At 59.4% G+C, this 20,556-nt stretch carries 21 protein-coding genes; 9 read left to right on the top strand and 12 right to left on the bottom strand.

The features are described 5' to 3' along the window. Positions 1–211 precede the first annotated feature (211 nt). The 9 genes from D8U18_RS04340 to D8U18_RS04300 all read right to left on the bottom strand — a co-directional run bounded on the left by D8U18_RS04340 (position 212) and on the right by D8U18_RS04300 (position 9,712). Complete coding sequence (locus tag D8U18_RS04340) at positions 212–1,369, bottom strand: phosphatidylserine/phosphatidylglycerophosphate/cardiolipin synthase family protein (protein ID WP_130907462.1); 1,158 nt, start codon at positions 1,367–1,369, stop codon at positions 212–214. A gap of 1 nt (position 1,370) precedes the next feature. Then, positions 1,371–1,961 (bottom strand): YceI family protein, encoded by a 591-nt coding sequence (locus tag D8U18_RS04335; RefSeq protein ID WP_056856075.1) that lies wholly within the window; start codon positions 1,959–1,961, stop codon positions 1,371–1,373. A 103-nt stretch (positions 1,962–2,064) separates the two neighbouring features. Then, entirely contained in the window at positions 2,065–2,835 is a 771-nt protein-coding gene (locus D8U18_RS04330) for an IclR family transcriptional regulator (protein WP_130907463.1), read from the bottom strand. A gap of 73 nt (positions 2,836–2,908) precedes the next feature. Next, positions 2,909–4,357 (bottom strand): amidase, encoded by a 1,449-nt coding sequence (locus D8U18_RS04325; protein WP_277752459.1) that lies wholly within the window; start codon positions 4,355–4,357, stop codon positions 2,909–2,911. Further along, positions 4,354–5,664: a citrate-proton symporter gene (locus D8U18_RS04320; protein ID WP_130931207.1), complete on the bottom strand. Its 1,311-nt coding sequence runs from the start codon at positions 5,662–5,664 to the stop codon at positions 4,354–4,356. The genes D8U18_RS04325 and D8U18_RS04320 overlap by 4 nt, the downstream gene beginning before the upstream one ends. An 81-nt stretch (positions 5,665–5,745) precedes the next feature. After that, complete coding sequence (locus D8U18_RS04315) at positions 5,746–6,921, bottom strand: M20 aminoacylase family protein (RefSeq protein WP_131107094.1); 1,176 nt, start codon at positions 6,919–6,921, stop codon at positions 5,746–5,748. Positions 6,922–7,255: 334 nt separating this feature from the next. Further along, the gene (locus D8U18_RS04310; protein WP_056856079.1) at positions 7,256–7,579 is read right to left on the bottom strand and encodes a hypothetical protein; all 324 of its coding nucleotides are present in this window, start codon (positions 7,577–7,579) and stop codon (positions 7,256–7,258) included. After that, positions 7,576–8,670 (bottom strand): serine hydrolase, encoded by a 1,095-nt coding sequence (locus D8U18_RS04305; protein ID WP_131107093.1) that lies wholly within the window; start codon positions 8,668–8,670, stop codon positions 7,576–7,578. Before D8U18_RS04305 ends, D8U18_RS04310 begins: the two co-directional genes overlap by 4 nt. Positions 8,671–8,833: 163 nt before the next feature. Continuing rightward, entirely contained in the window at positions 8,834–9,712 is an 879-nt protein-coding gene (locus D8U18_RS04300; RefSeq protein ID WP_130904347.1) for an acyl-CoA dehydrogenase family protein, read from the bottom strand. Between the two features lie 155 nt (positions 9,713–9,867). Between D8U18_RS04300 and olsB the strand changes: the two genes are divergently transcribed. Together olsB and D8U18_RS04290 are read left to right on the top strand one after the other, a co-directional pair. Beyond that, positions 9,868–10,623 carry an L-ornithine N(alpha)-acyltransferase gene (gene olsB, locus D8U18_RS04295; protein ID WP_056856082.1) on the top strand — a complete coding sequence of 252 codons (756 nt, stop codon included), beginning with the start codon at positions 9,868–9,870 and terminating at the stop codon, positions 10,621–10,623. Beyond that, positions 10,623–11,414, top strand: coding sequence for a lysophospholipid acyltransferase family protein (locus tag D8U18_RS04290; protein ID WP_131107092.1), 792 nt, complete (start codon positions 10,623–10,625; stop codon positions 11,412–11,414). The genes olsB and D8U18_RS04290 overlap by 1 nt, the downstream gene beginning before the upstream one ends. A gap of 107 nt (positions 11,415–11,521) precedes the next feature. Here the strand turns inward: D8U18_RS04290 and D8U18_RS04285 are convergent, their stop codons facing one another. After that, entirely contained in the window at positions 11,522–12,100 is a 579-nt protein-coding gene (locus D8U18_RS04285; protein ID WP_131107091.1) for an ACP phosphodiesterase, read from the bottom strand. A 169-nt stretch (positions 12,101–12,269) separates the two neighbouring features. On the opposite strand from D8U18_RS04285, the gene D8U18_RS04280 reads away from it, so the two are divergent. From D8U18_RS04280 to D8U18_RS04260, 5 genes are all read left to right on the top strand, one after another. Beyond that, positions 12,270–12,572 (top strand): metalloregulator ArsR/SmtB family transcription factor, encoded by a 303-nt coding sequence (locus D8U18_RS04280; protein WP_130904349.1) that lies wholly within the window; start codon positions 12,270–12,272, stop codon positions 12,570–12,572. Between the two features lie 28 nt (positions 12,573–12,600). Continuing rightward, complete coding sequence (locus tag D8U18_RS04275; protein WP_131107090.1) at positions 12,601–13,767, top strand: MFS transporter; 1,167 nt, start codon at positions 12,601–12,603, stop codon at positions 13,765–13,767. A 21-nt stretch (positions 13,768–13,788) separates the two neighbouring features. After that, on the top strand, positions 13,789–14,838 hold the full coding sequence (locus D8U18_RS04270) for an alkene reductase (protein ID WP_056856086.1): 1,050 nt from the start codon (positions 13,789–13,791) through the stop codon (positions 14,836–14,838). Between the two features lie 206 nt (positions 14,839–15,044). Beyond that, positions 15,045–16,118 (top strand): hypothetical protein, encoded by a 1,074-nt coding sequence (locus D8U18_RS04265; RefSeq protein ID WP_131107089.1) that lies wholly within the window; start codon positions 15,045–15,047, stop codon positions 16,116–16,118. A gap of 50 nt (positions 16,119–16,168) precedes the next feature. Further along, positions 16,169–16,609: a hypothetical protein gene (locus tag D8U18_RS04260; protein ID WP_131107088.1), complete on the top strand. Its 441-nt coding sequence runs from the start codon at positions 16,169–16,171 to the stop codon at positions 16,607–16,609. Positions 16,610–16,749: 140 nt separating this feature from the next. Here the strand turns inward: D8U18_RS04260 and D8U18_RS04255 are convergent, their stop codons facing one another. Then, positions 16,750–16,998: a hypothetical protein gene (locus tag D8U18_RS04255; RefSeq protein ID WP_056856306.1), complete on the bottom strand. Its 249-nt coding sequence runs from the start codon at positions 16,996–16,998 to the stop codon at positions 16,750–16,752. Between the two features lie 260 nt (positions 16,999–17,258). Between D8U18_RS04255 and D8U18_RS04250 the strand changes: the two genes are divergently transcribed. Further along, positions 17,259–18,293, top strand: coding sequence for a sensor domain-containing diguanylate cyclase (locus tag D8U18_RS04250; RefSeq protein ID WP_131107087.1), 1,035 nt, complete (start codon positions 17,259–17,261; stop codon positions 18,291–18,293). A 169-nt stretch (positions 18,294–18,462) separates the two neighbouring features. Here the strand turns inward: D8U18_RS04250 and emhR are convergent, their stop codons facing one another. Beyond that, positions 18,463–19,095, bottom strand: coding sequence for an efflux system transcriptional repressor EmhR (gene emhR, locus D8U18_RS04245; RefSeq protein ID WP_056856090.1), 633 nt, complete (start codon positions 19,093–19,095; stop codon positions 18,463–18,465). Positions 19,096–19,361: 266 nt separating this feature from the next. On the opposite strand from emhR, the gene emhA reads away from it, so the two are divergent. Continuing rightward, positions 19,362–20,519, top strand: coding sequence for an efflux RND transporter periplasmic adaptor subunit EmhA (gene emhA / locus D8U18_RS04240; protein ID WP_056856091.1), 1,158 nt, complete (start codon positions 19,362–19,364; stop codon positions 20,517–20,519). The last annotated feature ends 37 nt before the right edge of the window (positions 20,520–20,556 follow it).

The following is a 20,556-nucleotide window of genomic DNA, read 5'->3' as shown; positions in this document are numbered from 1 at the left end:
CCGGGCAAGTTCAACGTGCAGATCGGCCTGGATTCCCAGGATGTGACGCAGCAGAGTTTTGAGTTGCTGTAACCCCGTGTGGACTGATCGTTCCCACGCTCTGCGTGGGAATGCAGCCCGTGACGCTCCGCGTCACTGGACGCGGAGCGTCCCTGGAGGCGTTCCCACGCAGAGCGTGGGAACGATCTGGAGGATGTTCTTCAGATTGGGGTCAGCCCCTTCGATCCAACAGATTCACCACCAACCGATCCACCCATCCCCAGGCCCGTTGCTTGATTCGCTTCCAGAGAGGACGGCGCTGCCATTCTTCCAGGCTGACTTGCTGGCTCAGGGCAAAATCCTTTTCGAAACTCGCCGCCACGTCCCGGGTCAGTCCAGGGTCGAGCGCTTCGAGGTTGGCTTCCAGGTTGAAGCGCAAATTCCAGTGATCGAAGTTGCATGAACCGATGCTCACCCAATCGTCGATCAACACCATTTTCAGGTGCAGGAAGCACGGCTGGTACTCGAAAATCTTCACCCCGGCCTTGAGCAACCGCGGGTAGTAGCGATGCCCGGCATAGCGCACGGAAGGGTGATCGGTACGTGGCCCGGTCAGCAGCAGGCGTACGTCGACGCCACGGCCGGCGGCACGACGCAATGAGCGGCGGACCTTCCAGGTCGGCAGAAAGTACGGAGTGGCCAGCCAGATACGCTTCTGGCCGCTGTTCAGTGCGCGCGTCAAGGATTGCAGAATGTCGCGGTGCTGACGGGCGTCGGCGTAGGCGACGCGGCCCATGCCCTCCCCTGTGGCGGGCACTCGGGGCAGACGCGGCAAGCCGAAATGCGCCGCGGGTTTCCAGGCGCGGCGATGACGGTTGGCGATCCATTGGCGATCGAACAGCAGTTGCCAGTCGAGCACCAGCGGGCCGGTGATTTCCACCATCACTTCGTGCCATTCACTGACGTCCTCGCCCGGCGTCCAGAACTCATCGGTGACACCCGTGCCGCCGACCACAGCCAGGCTTTGATCCACCAGCAGCAACTTGCGGTGATCACGGTAGAAGTTACCGACCCAACGCCGCCAGTTCAGACGATTGTAGAAGCGCAATTCCACGCCGGCCGTCGTCAGGCGCTGACGCAAGGTCAGGGTGAACGCGAGGCTGCCGTAATCATCGAACAGGCATCGCACCCGCACACCGCGCTCGGCAGCCTGGACCAACGCTTGCACCATGGCCTCGGCACAGGCGCCCGCCTCCACCAGATACAACTCCAACTCGACCTGTTCCTCGGCACGGGCTATCGCCACCAGCATGCGCGGGAAAAACTGCGGGCCGTCGATCAGCAGTTCGAAGCGGTTGCCTTCACGCCACGGAAAAATTGCCCCGGCCATGTCAGCGCGCCGTGAAAATCAGCACCGCACCCACCGGCACCGACAGACTGATGGCCGATAAACCGGCGACCTTGCGCAGTGCTTCCAGCCCCGGCGCCAGATCAAAGTCTTCGGCGTTGATCACCAACGGCTCCAGCGTCACCACCTGGAAGCGCCGGTCATCCAGGCGCGTCGCCAGCAATTCGGCGTTGTAGGTGTGCTGTTTGCCATGCAGGTCGACCGTCAGCGGCAGACGCAATTCCAGTTGCGCGCCGGGGGCGAGGTCGTTGATCGGACGCAGGTCGATTTGTGTGGAGATCAATGCTTCGGGAAATTTATCGATCTCGAACAGATTGTTGCGCATGCGCTCATCACGCAGCGGAATGCCGCTGTTGATCGAATCCAGTTCCACTTCAACCTGCGCCAGCCCTTTGGGATCGACTTTGCCATGCAGCACCAAAAAGCGCTGCACTTCGGAAACATTGGCGTTTTTGGTGCTGACGAATGACAGCCGCGAGGACTCGCCGTCCAGATACCAGTTGGCCTGGGCTGACAGCGAAGCGCCGGCCAACAGCACTGAAGCGAGGGTTTGGGTGACTGACCGCTTGGACATAAAGACTCGTGGGGGCAAGTAAACCTGTGCTGAACCTTAACCGGCCTGACACAGGTTGCAAGAAATGTGTTGCCTTGAGTCTCTAAACAGCCACAAGTTCCAATCAGGCCATCGCCTGCTGCACATCGCCAATGGTCGTGGCCAGGCTGTTGAGGTGCAGGCTCAGCACCCGTTCCACCGGCGCCTGATCCATCGGCCAGTGCAACGCCATGCTGCCGACCAGCCGGCCGTCGGTACGGATCGGTAAAGCCACCGCTCGAATCAGGAACGGCAGGCGCACCGGGTATTCCCAGTAACCTTCGGTGCGCTGGCCGAACCCCTGGTGCAACGCCGTTTGCGAAGCGTTGAACAGCGTCTCGTCATTCAACCGCTCACGCTCGGCCAGACGTTCTACTTCATGGCTGTCCAGCTCTCCCAGGCAGGCCCGGCCCATGGCCGAATGAAACAGGCTGGCGTGCTGGCCGACGATCTGGCAGTTGTTCGGATAACGCTTGCGTAGCACCGTCGGAATGGCGCTTTCCATGACCTCGATCCGCTCGCCGTCGAAACACGACAAGTCCGCCACCAGCCCGGTACGTTCGCTCAATTCCAGCAACAGCGGCGCGGCGTTTTCCACCAGCCGCCGCTTGAAACGCTGCTGGCTGTCGCCATACAGACGCTTGGCGCACAAGCGGTAACGCCGGTCGCTCAAGCCGCGGTAGATCCAGCCCTGCTCCTGCAGGGTCAGCAACATCCGTGACACTGTGGACTTGGGCAGGCTCGTCAGGTAATGCAATTCCTCCAACCCCAACGCCTGATGCTCACCCAGCAATTCGACGATCGCCAGAGCGCGCTCGACGGAACGTACATTGCCGGTTTCTGCCTTGCTCTCCATAGGTTCGAACTCCCTAAGCCCGTATCGCTGCTCTTTTACAAAGCACAGCAAGATGCGGGCCTGTCCGCCAGGCTCAAGAGTTTTGCAGACAACCGGGCGGTCGGCGCTTGACCCATTGGGTGAGTTGCTCGTGTGCATACGCCAGTTGCAGCACCGCCAAGTCAGCCTGGGCCGGGCCAATGATTTGCAGCCCCATCGGCAATCCTGCGGGGTTGAAACCCACCGGCACGTTCATGCTCGGCAATCCGGCCAACGTCGGCCCGATGACCACCTCCATCCAGCGGTGGTAAGTGTCCATGCTCTGCCCGCCGACGACGCGCGGCCACGGTGTTTGTGCATCAAAAGGAAACACTTGAGCAGTGGGCAGCAACAGAAAATCGTAACGTTCGAACAATTCGTTCAAGGCGCGATACCAGTCGCTGCGACTGACCGAGGCATGGTAGACATCCGCTGCCGTCAGACGCAGCCCGCCTTCGACTTCCCATTGCGCTTCGGGTTTGAGTTGCTCGCGTTTGCGTGGGTCGGCGTACAACGCACCGAGGCTGCCTTGCACCAGCCAATGGCGATGGGTCAACCAGGCTTGCCACAGGCGTTCCATGGCGTAGTCCGGCTGACAGGCTTCAACCTTGCAGCCCAGTGCCGCAAAGTCGTGCAATGCCGACTCGCACAGGCTCATCACGCCTGGGTCCATCGGCAGGTAACCGTTATAGTCGCCCAGCCATCCGACGCGAACATCGTTGAAATCCTGCGCCAGGGACTGATGGAAAACCTGCGGGTCCTGAGTCAGCGACAATGGCGCGCGCGAGTCGTAGCCGGCCTGCGTGCCGAGCAATCGAGCGACATCGGTAACGGTGCGGCCCATCGGCCCTTCGGTGGCCAATTGCTGGACGAACAGCTCCGGCCCCGGACCGTACGGCACGCGCCCCTGGGACGGACGAAAACCGAAGACGTTGTTGAACGCCGCCGGATTGCGCAGCGAGCCCATCATGTCGCTGCCATCGGCCACCGGCAGCATGCGCAACGCCAGCGCCACCGCCGCCCCGCCGCTGCTGCCACCGGCGACCCGTGTCGGGTCGTAGGCGTTGGTGGTGGTGCCGAATACGCTGTTGTAGGTTTGCGAGCCGAGGCCGAACTCCGGAACGTTGCTCTTGCCGATGATGATTGCGCCACTGTCGCGTACCCGCGCAACGCTGATGGCGTCGTGTTGCGGGACCTGTTCGGCGAACAGGCGCGAGCCCATGGTGGTGCGCAACCCGGCGGTGGCAGCCAGGTCTTTGACCGCTTGCGGCATGCCGTGCATCCAGCCACGGGACTGGCCTTGATCCAGCTGCCGGTCGCAGGCGTCGGCTTCGCTCAGCAGTTCATCGTCCGCTCGCAGCGACACCAGCGCATTGACCTGCGGATTGAAGCGTTCGATCTGCGCCAGATACGCTTGCATCACTTCACGGCAAGACACCAGCCGCCCGTGGATGGCCCGGGACAGCGTAGCGGCGTCCATTTCTACAATCGGATTGATGCTCAAGGTTTCACCTCAAGGTTGAGTTCGACAGATCGCTTTGCCCGTGGTGCTTCCTGCATGCAGTAAGTGCCCAATAGCGTCAGCAGGCAAGCGAACAACACATAGAACGATGGCGCCACCGGCGTCGCCAGGACTTTGCTCAGCCAGGTGACGATCAGCGGCGCGAAACCGCCGAAGACCATGACCGCAACGTTGTAGGCCACCGATACCCCGGTAGAGCGCACTTCAATCGGAAACTGTTCGGCCAGTGCGGTCGGCGCCGGGCCGAAAAAGCCGCCGATAGAACTGCACAGCAACAGTTGCATCACCAGCAAGCGCTCGATGGAGGGGGCTGCCGCCACCCACACGTACAACGGATAGACCATCAGGAAAAACGCCAGGGTGAAGGCCATCAAAACCGGGCGTCGGCCGAGGCGATCCGACAATGCGCCGGACAATGGAATGACCACGGTCATCAGCGCCACGGCCAGCATTTGCACCAACAGCACCTGGTCCAGCGGCAGGCCGAGATTCTTGTGAGCGAAGGTCGGCATGTTCACCAGGACCACGTAGAACGACACGGTCGCACCACACGCCAGGCCCATCGATACAAGAATGGCGCGGCGGTGTTCGCGGATCACTTGCAGCAAGCTTGGACTGGCGCCCTTGGCCTGTTTGCGCGCCTCAAGAAACTCCTCCGGTTCTTCCATGTGCTTGCGAATCCACAGCCCGACCGGGCCGATCAGCAAGCCGATGATGAACGGAATGCGCCAGCCCCAAAGGTCCAATGCCTCGGGGGTCAGCAAATGGGTGAACAACGCCACCATGCCGGCCCCGGAAAACACCGCCAGGCATTGCCCGACCAATTGCCACGAGCCATACAAACCCTTGCGGTGCGCCGGTGCGCTCTCCACCAGGAACGCCGTGGCACTGGCGTACTCGCCACCCGTGGCGAAGCCTTGCAGCATCCGTGCGACCACGATCAACAGCGGCGCCCCCATGCCGATGGCGGCGTAGTTGGGTGCAAAGGCGATCAGCGCGATGGACACGGTCATCAGGCGGATGATCATCTGCATCGCCGCCTTGCGTCCTTTGCGGTCCGAATACATGCCCAGCAGAATGCCACCCACCGGGCGCATGAAAAAGCCGACGCCGAAGGTCGCCAGCGCCATCAGCAGCGAGGCGTACTCATCCTCGGACGGGAAAAATTGCCGGGCGATGATACTCGCCAGAAAGCCGTAAACAATGAAGTCATACCATTCCAGTGCGTTGCCGATAACGGCGGCGACCACCTGCCGGGTGCGCGAAACGCCTGTGCTCGAAGTGTGCATGGGCAACTCTCCAAAAACCTGATGGGTAACGGCGGGCACGACGGCGCGCGCCCGGTCCAGCGGCAGTAGAAAGTGAGAAAGTCAGGCCGGCTTGAGCCAGCTCTCGGTCAGCGCGCCCCAATACGCCGCGCCGGTCAGCAGGATGTCGTCGTTAAAGTCATACGCGGGGTTGTGCACCATCGGCCGCGATACGCCATTGCCGATAAACAGGTAGGCGCCGGGGCAACGCTGGAGCATCCAGGCGAAGTCTTCGCTGCCCATGAGTTTTGGCGTGTTGCCGTCCACCGCATCGGCGCCGAGCAACTCGACAGCGACCTGACGGGCGAATTCGGTTTCGTTGGCGTGGTTGACCAGCACCGGATAGGCCGGACGATGCTCGATGCGTGAACTGCAACCAAAACTCCTGGCCTGGGATTCGATGATCGCGCGCACCCGTTCGAGGGTCTGTTCACGCACTTGTGCATTGAGTGCGCGCAGGCTCAGGCGCAGGATCGCCTGCTGCGGTATCACGTTGGCGGCCTCCCCGGCCTGCAACGCACCGACCGTGACCACTGCCGCTTGCTGCGCATCGATGTTGCGCGCCACCACCGTCTGCAAAGCCATGACCACGCTGGCTGCCGCCACCAATGGGTCGACCGCCAGATGCGGCATCGAACCATGTCCGCCGACGCCTTCGATGGTTACGGTGAGCAAGTCCTGCGACGCCATCATCGGCCCTTCACGAAAGCCCAAATGTCCGGCAGGCAGACCCGGCATGTTGTGCATGCCGAACAGCGCATCGCAGGGGAAACGTTCGAGCAAACCATCGGCGAGCATCGCTTCGGCACCCCCCTGGCCTTCTTCGGCCGGCTGGAAAATCAGGGTCAGGGTGCCGTCAAACCGCCGGGTAGCCGCCAGATAACGCGCGGCGCCCAACAACATGGTGGTGTGGCCGTCATGCCCGCAAGCGTGCATGCAGCCCTGATGCTGACTGCTGTAGGTGGCGCCGGTGTTCTCGATGATCGGCAGTGCATCCATGTCGGCGCGCAATCCGAGTTTGCGCGGGCTGTTGCCGTTGCGCAGGACACCGACCACGCCGGTCTTGCCGATCCCGGTGTGAACCTCGTAGCCCCAGTCAACCAAGGATTTGGCCACCAGCGCCGAGGTGCGGTTTTCCTCGAAACCGAGTTCGGGGTGGGCATGGATGTCCTGGCGGGTGGCGTGCAGGTCGCTGGCCACGTCGCTGAGCCAGGCAAGGATGTGCTGATGTCGAGTCATGACGATTTCCTCAGGCCGAGTGAATTCCCGTTCTTGTTGTTCGCTGTTCTTTTGTGGAGCGCGAGACGCATCAAAGGCAGGGGCTCACCGCCAGATAACCGCGAGTCGCGCACGAGGACAATCGAATGTGGTTCCACAGAGTGGAACCTGAGGGGAAAAAGCTTTGATGACCAATGCAAAACCTTGTGGCGAGGGAGCTTGCTCCCGCTGCGCTGCGAAGAGCGGCGCTAGCACCTCAACCGTGTTGTATCTGACATACCGAGGTTGCTGAGTTTACGACTGCTGCGCAGCCGAGCGGGAGCAAGCTCCCTCGCCACAAAAAGCATCGCCACATTCAGGGCGATAAGCGGCAACCCTGGCGTTCGCCGATCCACGCGGCGCTGTTGCTGCGGCCCATGCCGCTGACGGTGACGCGCTTGTCGAGGGTGTCATCGGTAAACCCGCTGGTGGGCAGCCACTGCTTCACATAACCACGGCAATAACCGGCGTCGTTGTTCATCACGTATCGGCACGAGCAATATTCCTTCGCGGTGTAGGCGCTGATGATGTCGGGGAATGCCCACAGAGCCACACGCTCGTGCCAGATCCAGCCCAGCAAGGCGAGCAGCAGGACCAGAAGCAACGAACTGATCGGCCGGCGCCGGATGAAACCGCTCATGGTTGCACCTTCCCGGCAACGGCCTTCAGTGCGAGCTTGAGCAATTCGTTGTGACGATAGCTGCCGTCGCGGTCATCGCCGTAACGCACGATCACCAGTTTTTCGCTCGGAATCACGTACATCGCCTGGCCCCAATGGCCCAGCGCCGCGAACGTATCGACGGGCGCATCGGGCCAGGGTTGTGCCGCTCCGTCTGCTGCACGATTGAGCCACCAATGGCCACCGGGAACGGTTTCGTCCTGATGCGCGTGATAATTGGCGAACGGCTCGCGGTTGAAGGCGACCCAATCCCTGGGCAGCAATTGTCTGTCGCCCCAACGACCGTCGCGGGCCATCAGCAAGCCGACTCGCGCCAGATCCCGCGCGGTCAGGTAGGCGTAAGAAGACGCGACGAACGTGCCGCTGGCGTCGGTTTCCCAAATGGCGTGGCGAATACCCAGTGGCTCGAACAAGGCTGTCCATGGAAAGTCCGCATAGCGATTAGCACCGACGATGCTTTTCAGCGCGGTGGACAACAGATTGCTGTCGCCGCTGGAATAGCGAAACGTCTGGCCTGGCGCCGCGTACCGGCCATGATCGGCAGTGAACGCGGCCATGTCCGCGTGACCTCGGGTGTAGAGCATCGCCACCACCGAAGATTTCAACGGTGCGTATTCGTAGTCTTCCTGCCAGTCAATGCCTGAGGCCCAGTGCAACAGGTCGGCCATGCTCGTGTCCGGGTGTTTTTTCAGGGGCGGATAAAACCTCTGCACCGGGTCCTGGAGCTTGAACAGGCCTTCGCCGTACGCCACGCCCAGTACCGTGGCCATCAGGCTTTTGCTGATGGACCAGGTCAGGTGCGGCGTCTCGGCGGTGGTCGGCCCGGCGTAGCGTTCGTAGATCAACTGGCCATCGCGGATTACCAGCAAGGCATCGGTGCGGATGCCTTTTCGGGTGCTGTCGTCGCGGGGTGGGAAAGCATAGTTTTCCAGCGCCTGAAGTGCAGGGCCAGTCGTGGCCGGACCGCTGGGCCATTGCTCGTCGGGCCAGTTTTCGGCTTGAGCCGATAGGCCGAGCAACAACAGAAAAATCAGGGACAAGCCTTTGAACATGGCCGGGGCTCTTGGGAACGAACCCGCTGAGCCTAGTCGAGGTTGATGACAGTTCCGGGATTTGTGTTGCCTGGAAGATTGCCATCGCGGGCAAGCCCGCTCCCACAGGAACCGCTGGCGAATACAAGACTTGTGGGAGCGGGCTTGCCCGCGATGAGGCCCGTCAGATCGCCGCCAATGCCTTGGCCAGCCGCTTACCCCTGGCCCCCGCCGCCAGATCCATCACCGCTTGATCCCTCTGCCACATCGCCGCCCATTCCGCTGGCCCATCGGCCAGTGCTTCATTTACCTCAACCTTGAGCGCCTCGAACTGCGCAAACAACCCGCCGAGCAACACGTGCCCGGCCGCATGACTCGGCGCCTGACGGCTGGTTTCCGCACACCCGGCCAGCAACGCCAACAATCGTAATTGCAAGCTCTGCGGCCAGTCACAGTCCTGCCCGACGCCATACAGCCACGCCGTCATGGCGCTCAACACATAGACATCTTCCAGGGTGCGGAACGGTTTGACGTAAGCGTCCCAGCCATCCCCGGCGAGCAATTCGCACAGCGCGTTTTCCAAGAATAAACGGCCGTGGCTGATCTCCGGCATCAACGGGAGCGGCGGCAGCTTTTCCACACGCACGCCCGGCTCATCCGGATAAACCACCGCCAGACTCAGACGCGGCTCGTCGCCAGGTGGCTCGCTGCGGGCGGCGATCAGCAGCCAGTCGGCGGCATCGCCGGCGGTGACGAAGTCCTTGCGCCCGCTCAGGCGCAAACCGCTCAGGCGGGTTTGCATGTCCGCCGGGCGCAGGCTGCGCTGTTCGGTGGCGCACAAGGCTCCGAGGCTCAACGGCGCGCTAGGCCAAAGCATGCGCAGTGCCGCTTGATAGCCCACCAGAAATGCCAGTCCCGGTGTTGCCATCAAACGTCCGCCCGCCACCGCCAACTCGAATGGGGAAACGGCGCCCAGGTGATCTAACAAGGTCGTGAACCCTTCTCCCAGGTCGGGGTTGGCGGGCAAGCGATCACGGCGTTTCAACAGGGTTTGCCAGGGCATAAGAGGCTCCTTGTGGGCTGTCATATAAGCATCACCAAAGCTTCATGGCGATGACACCGGGGCTACATAGCCTGACTTTGCACAACAAGGCTGGATAAAGAAAGTCGATCCGCTGTAACCCAAAGACGGGTGAGCAGCCCGCACGGAGATTCGCCATGACTCAGATCGCCCGCATCAGCGATACCGGCAACGAACGCCGCCTGCAAGCCGAACGTCTGATAGGCGCCGAGGCTTTGCAGGAAGCTCAGGCCTTGCGTTTCAACGTGTTCAGCGGCGAGTTCAACGCCAAGCTCAAAGGCGCGGAACTGGGTCTGGACATGGATGACTATGATGTTCACTGCGCCCATATCGGCGTGCGTGACCTGAACACCGGGCGACTGGTGGCGACCACCCGCTTGCTCGACCACACCGCCGCCAGCAGCCTGGGCAAGTTCTATAGCGAAGAAGAATTCAGCCTGCATGGCCTGGTCCATCTGCAAGGCCCGATCCTGGAAATCGGCCGTACCTGCGTCGACCCGGCCTACCGCAACGGCGGCACCATCGCCGTGCTCTGGGGCGAACTGGCTGAAGTACTGAATCAGGGCGGTTACAGCTACCTGATGGGTTGCGCCAGCATCCCGATGCAGGATGGCGGTATCCAGGCCCACGCGATCATGCAGCGTCTGCGTGAACGTTACCTGTGCACCGAACACCTGCGCGCCGAACCGAAAAAACCGCTGCCGACCCTGGATATTCCCTCCAACGTAATCGCTGAGATGCCACCGCTGCTCAAGGCCTACATGCGCCTGGGCGCGAAGATCTGCGGCGAGCCGTGCTGGGACGAAGACTTCCAGGTTGCCGACGTGTTCATCCTGCTCAAGCGCGACGAACTCTGCCCGCGCTACGCCAAACACTTCAAGGCGGCGGTGTAATGAGCCGGCTGCGGGTGTACGCGCGAATCGCGCGAGTGTTGCTGGTGGTGGCGCTGGGGCTGAGCATGGCCAGTGTGTTCGGCGTGTTCGAACGCTTGGGCCTGGCCCATTCGATGGAGCGCCGTCAGCGCTGGTCGCGATTTTTCATGGCACGCCTGAGCAACGCCCTGCCCTTCGACGTGACGGTCCACGGTCAATTGCCGAAAGCGCCGATGCTGTGGGTCAGCAATCATGTGTCCTGGACTGACATCCCGTTGCTGGGCATGCTCACGCCGCTGTCGTTCCTGTCCAAGGCCGAAGTGCGTACCTGGCCTGTGGCCGGTTGGTTGGCGGCAAAGGCCGGCAGCCTGTTCATCCGCCGTGGTTCGGGTGACAGCCAGTTGATCCGCAAACAGATGACCCGTCATCTGCAGCATGCGCATCCGTTGCTGATGTTCCCGGAAGGCACCACCACCGATGGCCGCTCCCTGCGCACGTTCCACGGGCGGCTGCTGTCCGCCGCCATCGATTCGGACGTGGCATTGCAACCGGTGGCGATTCGTTATGTGCGTGACGGTGAACTCGATACGCTCGCGCCCTTCATTGGCGATGATGACTTGCTCTCGCACTTGATGCGCTTGTTTGCCAATGACCGCGGCGCTGTCGAGATCCACTTGCTCAAGCCAATCGCCTGCGAAGGTCGCGAGCGTGCGGCACTGGCGTTCGAGGCGCAGCAAGCGGTGCAGAAGGCGTTGTTTGGTGAAATTATCGAACCGCAACGAGCACCGAGCCGCCCCGCTATCGCAGCTTAAACACATGCCCCTGTAGGAGCGAGCCTGCTCGCGATGGCGGACTAACATTTGACGATGATGTTGAATGACACACCGCTATCGCGAGCAGGCTCGCTCCTACAATGGATCTATGCTGCTGGATGGTTCTGCGCAAAATCCTGCAACTGCGGATAGAACAACCGGAAATCTTCGCTCAACGGCTCGTACAACATCCGTAATTCCTGCATCGCGGCCGCCAGCTCTTCAGGCCGGGTCAAGCGCCGGGAAATCCCCCGCAGCACCTGTTCCAGCACTTCGAACTCCCGATACGAACCCAGCCAGTCATTGGCCACCATGTGCGGGGCAATCTTCGCCAGGCGCTCCGGCAGTTGTCGTTCACGGGACAGCACGCGATACACATCCGAAGTGAACAGCTCCAGTGGCCGGTCGGCATACAGCTTCCAGTCCCGCGCCAGGCAATGATCGAAAAATACGTCGAGCACGATCCCGGCATAGCGGCGGCGCGTCAGGGAAAAGCGCGACAACGCGGCATCCACTAACGGATGACGATCAGTAAATACGTCGATGCTGCGATGCAGCTGGATAGCGGCCTCGATCTCGGGTTCGAACTGCCCTTGCAGCCTGCCTTTGACAAAATCGCCATACAGACTGCCGAGCAATTGACCGGGACGCTGGCCACCGAGGTGAAGATGTGCGAGATAGTTCATGGGCGCAGCTTAGCACCGCGCTCCGGTATCTACACCCAGCATATCGTTATAACCCGATATACCGATTTATTCGGTCGTCAGATCGAAATCATATTGGTATATCGCGAAATACCGATTTAAAGTTCGCTTCATCGCGATATAGCGTTTTACTGATCACGAGCCCCCAACCATGAACCTTGACCTCGACGAAATAATAAAAGCCCTGGCGCACCCGGTCCGCAGAGACATCCTGCACTGGCTCAAGGACCCGACCGTCGAATTTCCAGACCAGTCCCACAGCAACGAGCACGGCGTTTGCGCCGGGCAGATCGATCAACGTTGCGGCCTGTCGCAGTCCACGGTCTCCGCGCACCTGGCGACTCTGCAACGCGCCGGCCTGATCAGCAGCCGCAAAGTCGGCCAATGGCACTTTTTCAAACGCAACGAGGAAACCATTCAGGAGTTCCTCAAAATCTTCAGCAAAGAGCTCTGACGCCAAGTCAGAAAAAAGGATTCAGACGATGCCCCTTTCGCTACTCATCCTGGCCTTGAGCGCCTTCGCCATCGGCACCACCGAGTTCGTCATCATGGGCTTGCTGCCTGATGTGGCGGCCGACCTCGGTGTGTCGATCCCCGGCGCCGGCTGGCTGGTGACCGGTTATGCCCTGGGCGTGGCCATCGGTGCGCCATTCATGGCCCTGGCCACCGCCAAACTGCCGCGCAAGGCTGCATTGGTGGCGTTGATGGGCATTTTCATCATCGGCAACCTGCTCTGCGCAGTGGCCAGTGACTACAACGTGCTGATGTTTGCCCGCGTGGTCACGGCGCTGTGTCACGGTGCGTTCTTCGGCATCGGTTCGGTGGTAGCTGCTGGCCTGGTGCCTGCGAACAAACGCGCATCAGCCGTGGCCCTGATGTTCACCGGCCTGACCCTGGCCAACGTGCTCGGCGTACCCCTGGGCACCGCTCTGGGCCAGGAATCCGGCTGGCGTTCGACCTTCTGGGCCGTGACCGTGATTGGTGTGATCGCGCTGATCGGCCTGATCCGTTTCCTGCCGGCCAAGCGTGATGAAGAAAAACTCGACATGCGCGCCGAACTGCGAGCCCTCAAAGGCGCCGGCATCTGGTTGTCCCTGAGCATGACCGCGCTGTTCGCCGCGTCGGTGTTCACCCTGTTCACCTACGTCGCGCCGCTGTTGGGCGAAGTCACTGGCGTTTCGCCCCGGGGCGTGACCTGGAGCCTGATGCTCATCGGCCTGGGCCTGACCCTCGGCAACATCATCGGCGGCAAGATGGCCGACAAAGGCCTGGCCGCCACGCTGATCGGCGTTTTCATCGCCATGGCCGTGGTGTCGACCGTGCTGACCTGGACCAGCGTCGCCGTGATCCCGACCGAAATCACCCTGTTCCTTTGGGCCACTGCGTGTTTTGCCGCCGTGCCTGCCCTGCAGGTCAACGTGGTGACCTACGGCAAAGCCGCGCCGAACCTGGTCTCGACCCTCAACATCGGCGCATTCAACGTCGGTAACGCCTTGGGCGCCTGGGTCGGTGGCAGCGTGATTGCCCACGGCTTCGGCCTGACCAGCGTGCCGCTCGCAGCCGCAGCGCTGGCGGTGCTCGCCCTGCTGGTGACCCTGATTACTTTCCGTCAGAACGGCAATCCCGAACTGGCTCCTGCTACTAACTGATCTTCAAAAGAGAGCGATTAAATGACGACTATTTTCGATCCGATCAAACTGGGCGACCTCGAACTGTCCAACCGCATCATCATGGCGCCGCTGACCCGCTGCCGCGCTGACGAAGGCCGCGTGCCGAACGCGCTGATGGCCGAATACTACGTACAACGCGCCTCCGCCGGCCTGATCCTCAGCGAAGCGACTTCGGTCACGCCAATGGGCGTCGGCTACCCGGACACTCCGGGCATCTGGTCCAACGATCAGGTGCGTGGCTGGGCCAACGTGACTAAAGCAATCCATGGCGCGGGCGGCAAGATCTTCCTGCAACTGTGGCACGTCGGTCGTATTTCGCACCCGTCGTACCTGAACGGCGAAGCCCCGGTTGCACCGAGCGCCATCCAGCCTAAAGGTCATGTCAGCCTGGTTCGCCCACTGGCCGACTACCCAACCCCGCGTGCCCTGGAAACCGCTGAAATCGCCGACATCGTCGACGCCTACCGCACCGGTGCCGAAAACGCCAAGGCCGCAGGCTTCGACGGCGTGGAAATCCACGGCGCCAACGGTTACCTGCTGGACCAGTTCCTGCAAAGCAGCACCAACCAGCGCACCGACAACTACGGCGGCTCGGTGGAAAACCGTGCGCGCCTGCTGCTGGAAGTGACCGATGCCGCAATCGAAGTCTGGGGCGCCGGCCGCGTCGGCGTGCACCTCGCGCCACGTGCCGATTCCCATGACATGGGCGACGACAACCTGGCCGAAACCTTCACCTACGTCGCTCGCGAACTGGGCAAGCGTGGCATCGCCTTCATTTGCTCGCGCGAGAAAGAAGGCGCCGACAGCCTCGGCCCTCAAATCAAGGAAGCCTTCGGCGGCCCGTACATCATCAACGAACGCTTCACCAAGGACAGCGCCAACGCCTGGCTGGCCGCCGGCAAAGCCGACGCCGTCGCCTTCGGCGTGCCGTTCATCGCCAACCCGGACCTGCCGGCGCGTTTGAAAGCCGATGCGCCACTGAACGAAGCGCGTCCTGAACTGTTCTACGCCAAAGGCCCGGTTGGTTATATCGACTATCCAACGCTGTAATCTTCAGCTGTAGAAATGCAAAAAGCCCCGACTTGAAAGAGTTGGGGCTTTTTTTGTTTCTCACCGTTCATTAACAACAATAATTAGTGCCAAGCACTTACATACTCAGCAAACAATATCCAGCTTTAACATTTGCCAGCCCACTCACAAAAAATCATTATTGCCCCATCGACACACCACATTGTTTTCAATGGAGAGAAACAACAATGGACTATGCACAAGAATCAATGCTTCTGAAAGAAGAAAAGCTCAAAGCCATCTACGAAGAACGAAAGAACACTCAATGGAAGGAATTCAACCAGGGTAAAAACTCGATAGAATTGCTTGTTTACATCCAGAACAACACCAATGAAACAATCCAGCTTATCGAGACGGACTTCGAAATCGAAGATTTGTCCGAATGCGATATCCCGCCCTACTCCATCGCAGTGATGGGCGCACAGAATGTTTTTGACCACAACAGGCTCGGGGCGACACGGCCCGGTGACAATATCTTTATCAAGAAATTCTTGACGTACGCAGCAGGCGGCAAGCAATGTCGTCTTGATACACATCTGCTGGTGAAGTCCTCGTTCGGCTTCATTGCTCCCACCCGAACGCCGGTCTGGGAACATCAAGCACGCTCCACAGGCCGAGAATTCCTGCACTGCTCATCTCAATTGAGAGATCATGACCCTCAAGCGCCCCATAGTTACTGGCTGGATGTGCATATCGGAAAGGAACAGCCCGGAACCCTGGTCGCAAATGCATTACAGGCCGACCTGGACGCCATCGAACTGGCAGAACAGACTTACCTGGACAATATGGAACACAGCTCATCAGCTGGAACCTATCCCTTTTTGGGGATGTATGTTGATCTTTTCAAAGATGCCATATTTCGCAGTCAGGACGACGCGGACAAGAACACCACCACTACAGTATTTTTTATTACCAACGAAACTTCCGAAAGGTTTGAGCTCATCGACAGCAACGTCCACCCACGGCATTTACACCCCATTGCAAAATCCCTGAAACCCAAAACGATTATCTACTTCTGCGAAAAAACCGTGTCCAACTCTGCCGGTACACGTGCACACAAGTTTTTTACCTTCAGCAATGAAAAGGGAGACAAAGTCTTTCGAATCAATACAGACATTACACCGGGTGATCCAACGCACCTCAAAACCTGGAATCATGAAGCCATTTCAATTGGCGCCACTCACGTAAGCTGCACGTCTACATTGAATAACTCATTGACCGAAGCGCCTTATAGCTATCTGGTAGATATCCGAGTCGAATAAACACCAACGCTCCAAGCCAACCCAAATATTCCACACAGGAAAACCAAGACATGGACGTCTCAAAAAAGCTTGTCTTCAGCGTAATCATCACCAACAACACTTCATCAATTTTTTGGCGCGACGATACAACTTTCGAGGATGCTCCGCCTGAATGCCCGGCAAAATTGATGCCTTACAGCAGCACTCCAGTGACGCTTGAAGCGTCCATCCCTGCGCATCTCAATCCAGCAATCAGACAATACAACATGCAAAGCCTGTTTACTTTTCAGGCCACCTACACCAACTATAGTCAAACGGTAGAGTTCGCGAGCAGCCTCAAGTACTTTTATCACTCAAACATCAGCCCTTTAGCTCCGATACTAAAGTTGGTGTGGGAACATGATGCGAAGTCGATAGGAGATATACCTGTACTGACGGCTTCCAGTTTAATCAACAAAGAAACCCAACACCCTTACAGTTACTCTATGTCAGCCACTATTCTATCGACATAAAAACCAAAAAGTGGACAAACTAAAAAGAACTAAAAAGCACCTTTGGCTCCAGAATAACCGACACCTTTTCCGCACAGCGACCTAATACTTCCGGTTGCCCCCTCGAAGCCAGGGCATAAAGCCCTGGCAGAGGATGGGTGTCACTTTTTCTTCTTCGTCGACGTTTCTGACTTGGCAGATTTCTTGGTTTTTTCTGGCTTGCTATCTGCTTTCTTTGCAGACTTCTTTGGTTCGGCATCTTTTTTCTTGTCCTTCTTTTCGGACGATTTCGAAAGCGCCGACGCTGCCGCTGATTTCTTGGTCGATGTTGATTTTTTGTCCTTCAAGTCCTTGCTGGCTTTTGAAGTGTCACCTTTGCTTTTCTTCTCGTCTTTAGCCACGTTGACCACCTCTCGAAGCATGCCGGTATTGGCACCTTGCCTGCGGGAATTTCCACAGGCTGATCATTAGGCGAGCGCGTCCAAACGCGGTTCCATTTATTTGATGCCTCGAGAAGGGCTTGGGTTGAAGCGCCACAGGTACCTGTCCACACCAGGCACCGGGACCTTCACCTCAGCCTTCTCGCCCTCCTTATCCGGCCCCTGCAATGTTCAGTAATCCGCCAACCAGTCGATAATGGAATACCACTCAGCTATCGGCCTCCCAAAAAATGGATCAGGTTCTTTCTCTTCTCTCCGATACCATTCCCAATGCCCGAACCCTGGAGCAACTGACGCGCCCGTTGCTCACTCTGCTCAGTCAAGTCACCGGTATGGAGTCGACCTACCTGACGACCATTGATACCGACGAGGGCGTCCAGCGCATCGAGTTTGCACGCAACGTCGGTGACATGGTGATTCCGGAAGGGCTGGTGGTGCCTTGGGCAGATACTTTGTGCAAGCGGGCGCTGGACGAGAATCGCATGTACTCGGATAACGTTGCCGAATGTTGGGGCGACTCGCAGGCCGCCGCGGCGTTGGGTATCAGTACGTATGTAAGCGCGCCGATCAGGTCCCAGGATGGGCAAGTGTTGGGGACGGTGTGTGCCGCCAGCTCAAACCAGGTGCCTCGTCGTTCTGAAGTGGAGCCCTTGCTGAAGCTGCTTTCAGGGTTGCTCGGATATTCCCTTGAACGTGAGCAGCTGGTTAAGCAACTCCAGGCCGCCAACGTCGAGTTGACCAATCTGGCACTGACAGACCCACTCACCGGCCTGTCCAATCGGCGTGCCGTTCTCAACGATGCCGAGCGCCTGTTCGCCCTGGCCCAGCGTGAGAACAAGTACATACTTTTGGGTGTCATCGATCTGGATGGGTTCAAGCTCATCAACGATACCCACGGTCACTTGGCAGGAGACCAGCTACTGCGCGGCGTGGCCGCCCGATTGCAGCATGGCCTCAGAATCAGCGACATCATCGGGCGGACTGGAGGTGATGAATTCATCGTGATTGCCCTGGGCACGCCCTCTGAACACTCGGACCCGGCAAAAGACAGGGAACACGCGGCCGGGTTGCTGCAGGAGCGCCTGTCCAAAGCGACAAAAGGGAAATATGAGCTGGGCCACGGTTTTGGTGAGGTTGACTACAGCGGCGCAAGCGTTGGGGTAGTGGCAGTGATACCGGGCAGCTTGACAGTGGACGAGGCCATCAAACTGGCAGACGGCGAGATGTACAAGGTGAAACAGCAACGAAACCGTCAAGGGATATAGGCGCTCGCCCACACAAGCGACACAAAATTCCTACAAATTACCGCGCCGACTATCTGTCACCGCGGCGAGCGGGCGTATATAAAAGCACCCGTCTGCCGCCGTGCGCGTGAAGAACTGTTCATTTGCGGCCTTGACCGTTGACACACGCGGCACCGATTAGCATGTTGTTTCACTTGCGCAGGCTGGGACTCAAACGCAGTGTGTCCAACGCGATGTCGACCCAACGCTCGGCCTCGGTGTGCAGCTGGAAGCTGTCCGGTGCCAGCAACCACTGATAAAGCAGGCCGTCGATCCAGGCATGAATACTGATGGCAGCGCGAACGGTATCGAGGTCTTCCGGCAATTGCCCACGGTTGACCGCATTACGCAGGGTCAGACCGATGCGCGTGTTGCATTCGAGGCTGGCCGTTCGGCGCTGCTGACGCAGGTCGCACATTTCATCGGTGAATTCACACTTATGGAACAGAATTTCGTTGATGCGCCGGGTCTTGGGGTCCAGTGCAACTTCATGAAACAAATGGATCAACAGCCGCCGCATACAGCCCAGTGGATCGGGCTCGTCTTCACTCTCCGCGGCTTTGGCCAACTCATCCAGTGGTTCGTGCAGGCTGTCGAGCATGGCCTGCACCAGATCGGCCTTGTTACTGAAATGCCAATAGATGGCCCCACGAGTGACTCCGGCGAGGGTGGCGATATCCGCCAGGGTCGTACGGGCCACGCCCCGCTCGTAAAAGGCTTTTTCAGCCGCCTCGAGTATCTGGGCGCGGGTTTCTTGAGCTTCCTCTTTGGTACGACGGACCATGGCAGTACAACCTCAATCAGGATGCTTCAGCGATGTCTGAATATCAGCTGAATAAAAGTGGGGCGATCGCTCTTGGGTATCGTCCCCGGGCCTACAATTCCAACCTTTCGATGGCTGCTGTAACGGCGAAGATACACCGCCAAGGTATTTACAAACAGCCGTGAACGTAAGTATATTCCTTAGCATGCTACTTATCCACCCGGAACCCTCTTTTTACCTTTCATCTTTTCTTGTGCGTTTTTTACGCGCCTGACCCGAGGATTTTCATGCAATTCAAGCCAGCTCTCACCGCTCTGGTCGCCGCCGTCGCCCTGGCATCGCTGCTCAGCGGATGCAAAAAGGAAGAAGCGGCGCCGGCCGCACCACCGCCTCAGGTCGGCGTTGTCACCCTGCAACCGCAAACGTTTACGCTGACCTCCGAACTGCCCGGCCGCACCAGTGCGTTCCGCATTGCTGAAGTGCGCCCGCAGGTCAATGGCATCATTCTCAAGCGTCTGTTCAAGGAAGGCAGCGACGTCAAGGCCGGCCAGCAGCTGTACCAGATCGATCCGTCGGTCTACGAAGCGACCTTGAAAAGCGCCGAAGCCAACCTGCGTTCGACCAAATCGATCTCCGATCGCTACAAGCAATTGGTCGACGAGCAAGCCGTGAGCCGTCAGGAATACGACACCGCCGTGGCCAATCGCCTGCAATCGGAAGCTGCGCTGCAATCGGCGCAAATCAATGTGCGCTACACCAAGGTCTATGCACCGCTGACCGGCCGTATCGGTCGCTCTTCGGTGACCGAGGGCGCACTGGTCAGCAATGCCCAGGTCGAAGCAATGGCCGTGATCCAGCAACTCGACCCGATCTACGTCGACGTCACCCAATCCTCGGTCGAATTGCTTGAGCTGCGCCGTGAACTGGAAAGCGGTCGCCTGCAAAAGGCCGGCGATAACTCGGCCAAGGTCAAGCTGACTCTCGAGGACGGCAGCCAGTACAAACTCGACGGCAAGCTGGAATTCTCCGAAGTCTCGGTTGACCAGACCACCGGTTCCGTGACCCTGCGCGCGGTGTTCCCCAACCCTGACCACACGCTGCTGCCAGGCATGTTCGTGCACGCCCAGTTGCAGGCCGGTGTGAACAGCGCGGCGATTCTGGCCCCGCAGCAAGGCGTGACCCGCGACCTCAAAGGCACACCGACCGCGATGGTCGTCGGCCCGGACAACAAGGTTGAACTGCGCCAGCTCAAGGCCAGCCGCACCGTCGGCAACCAATGGCTGATCGAAGACGGCCTGAAAGCCGGTGATCGGCTGATCACCGAAGGCCTGCAATACGTCAAGCCTGGCGTCGAAGTCAAAGCCAGCGAGGCGACCAACGTAACCGCAAAGAACCCGGCCCCCGCACAGGCAGCTAACAAAGCCGCTGGCGGCAAAGGGGAGTAAACCATGTCGAAATTTTTTATCGACCGTCCGATTTTCG

Source organism: Pseudomonas sp. Sample_10 (genome assembly GCF_004321495.1).
GTDB lineage: Bacteria > Pseudomonadota > Gammaproteobacteria > Pseudomonadales > Pseudomonadaceae > Aquipseudomonas.
The sequence above is the reverse complement of the archived record's forward strand: the minus strand, read 5'-3'. Positions and strand labels throughout refer to the sequence as shown.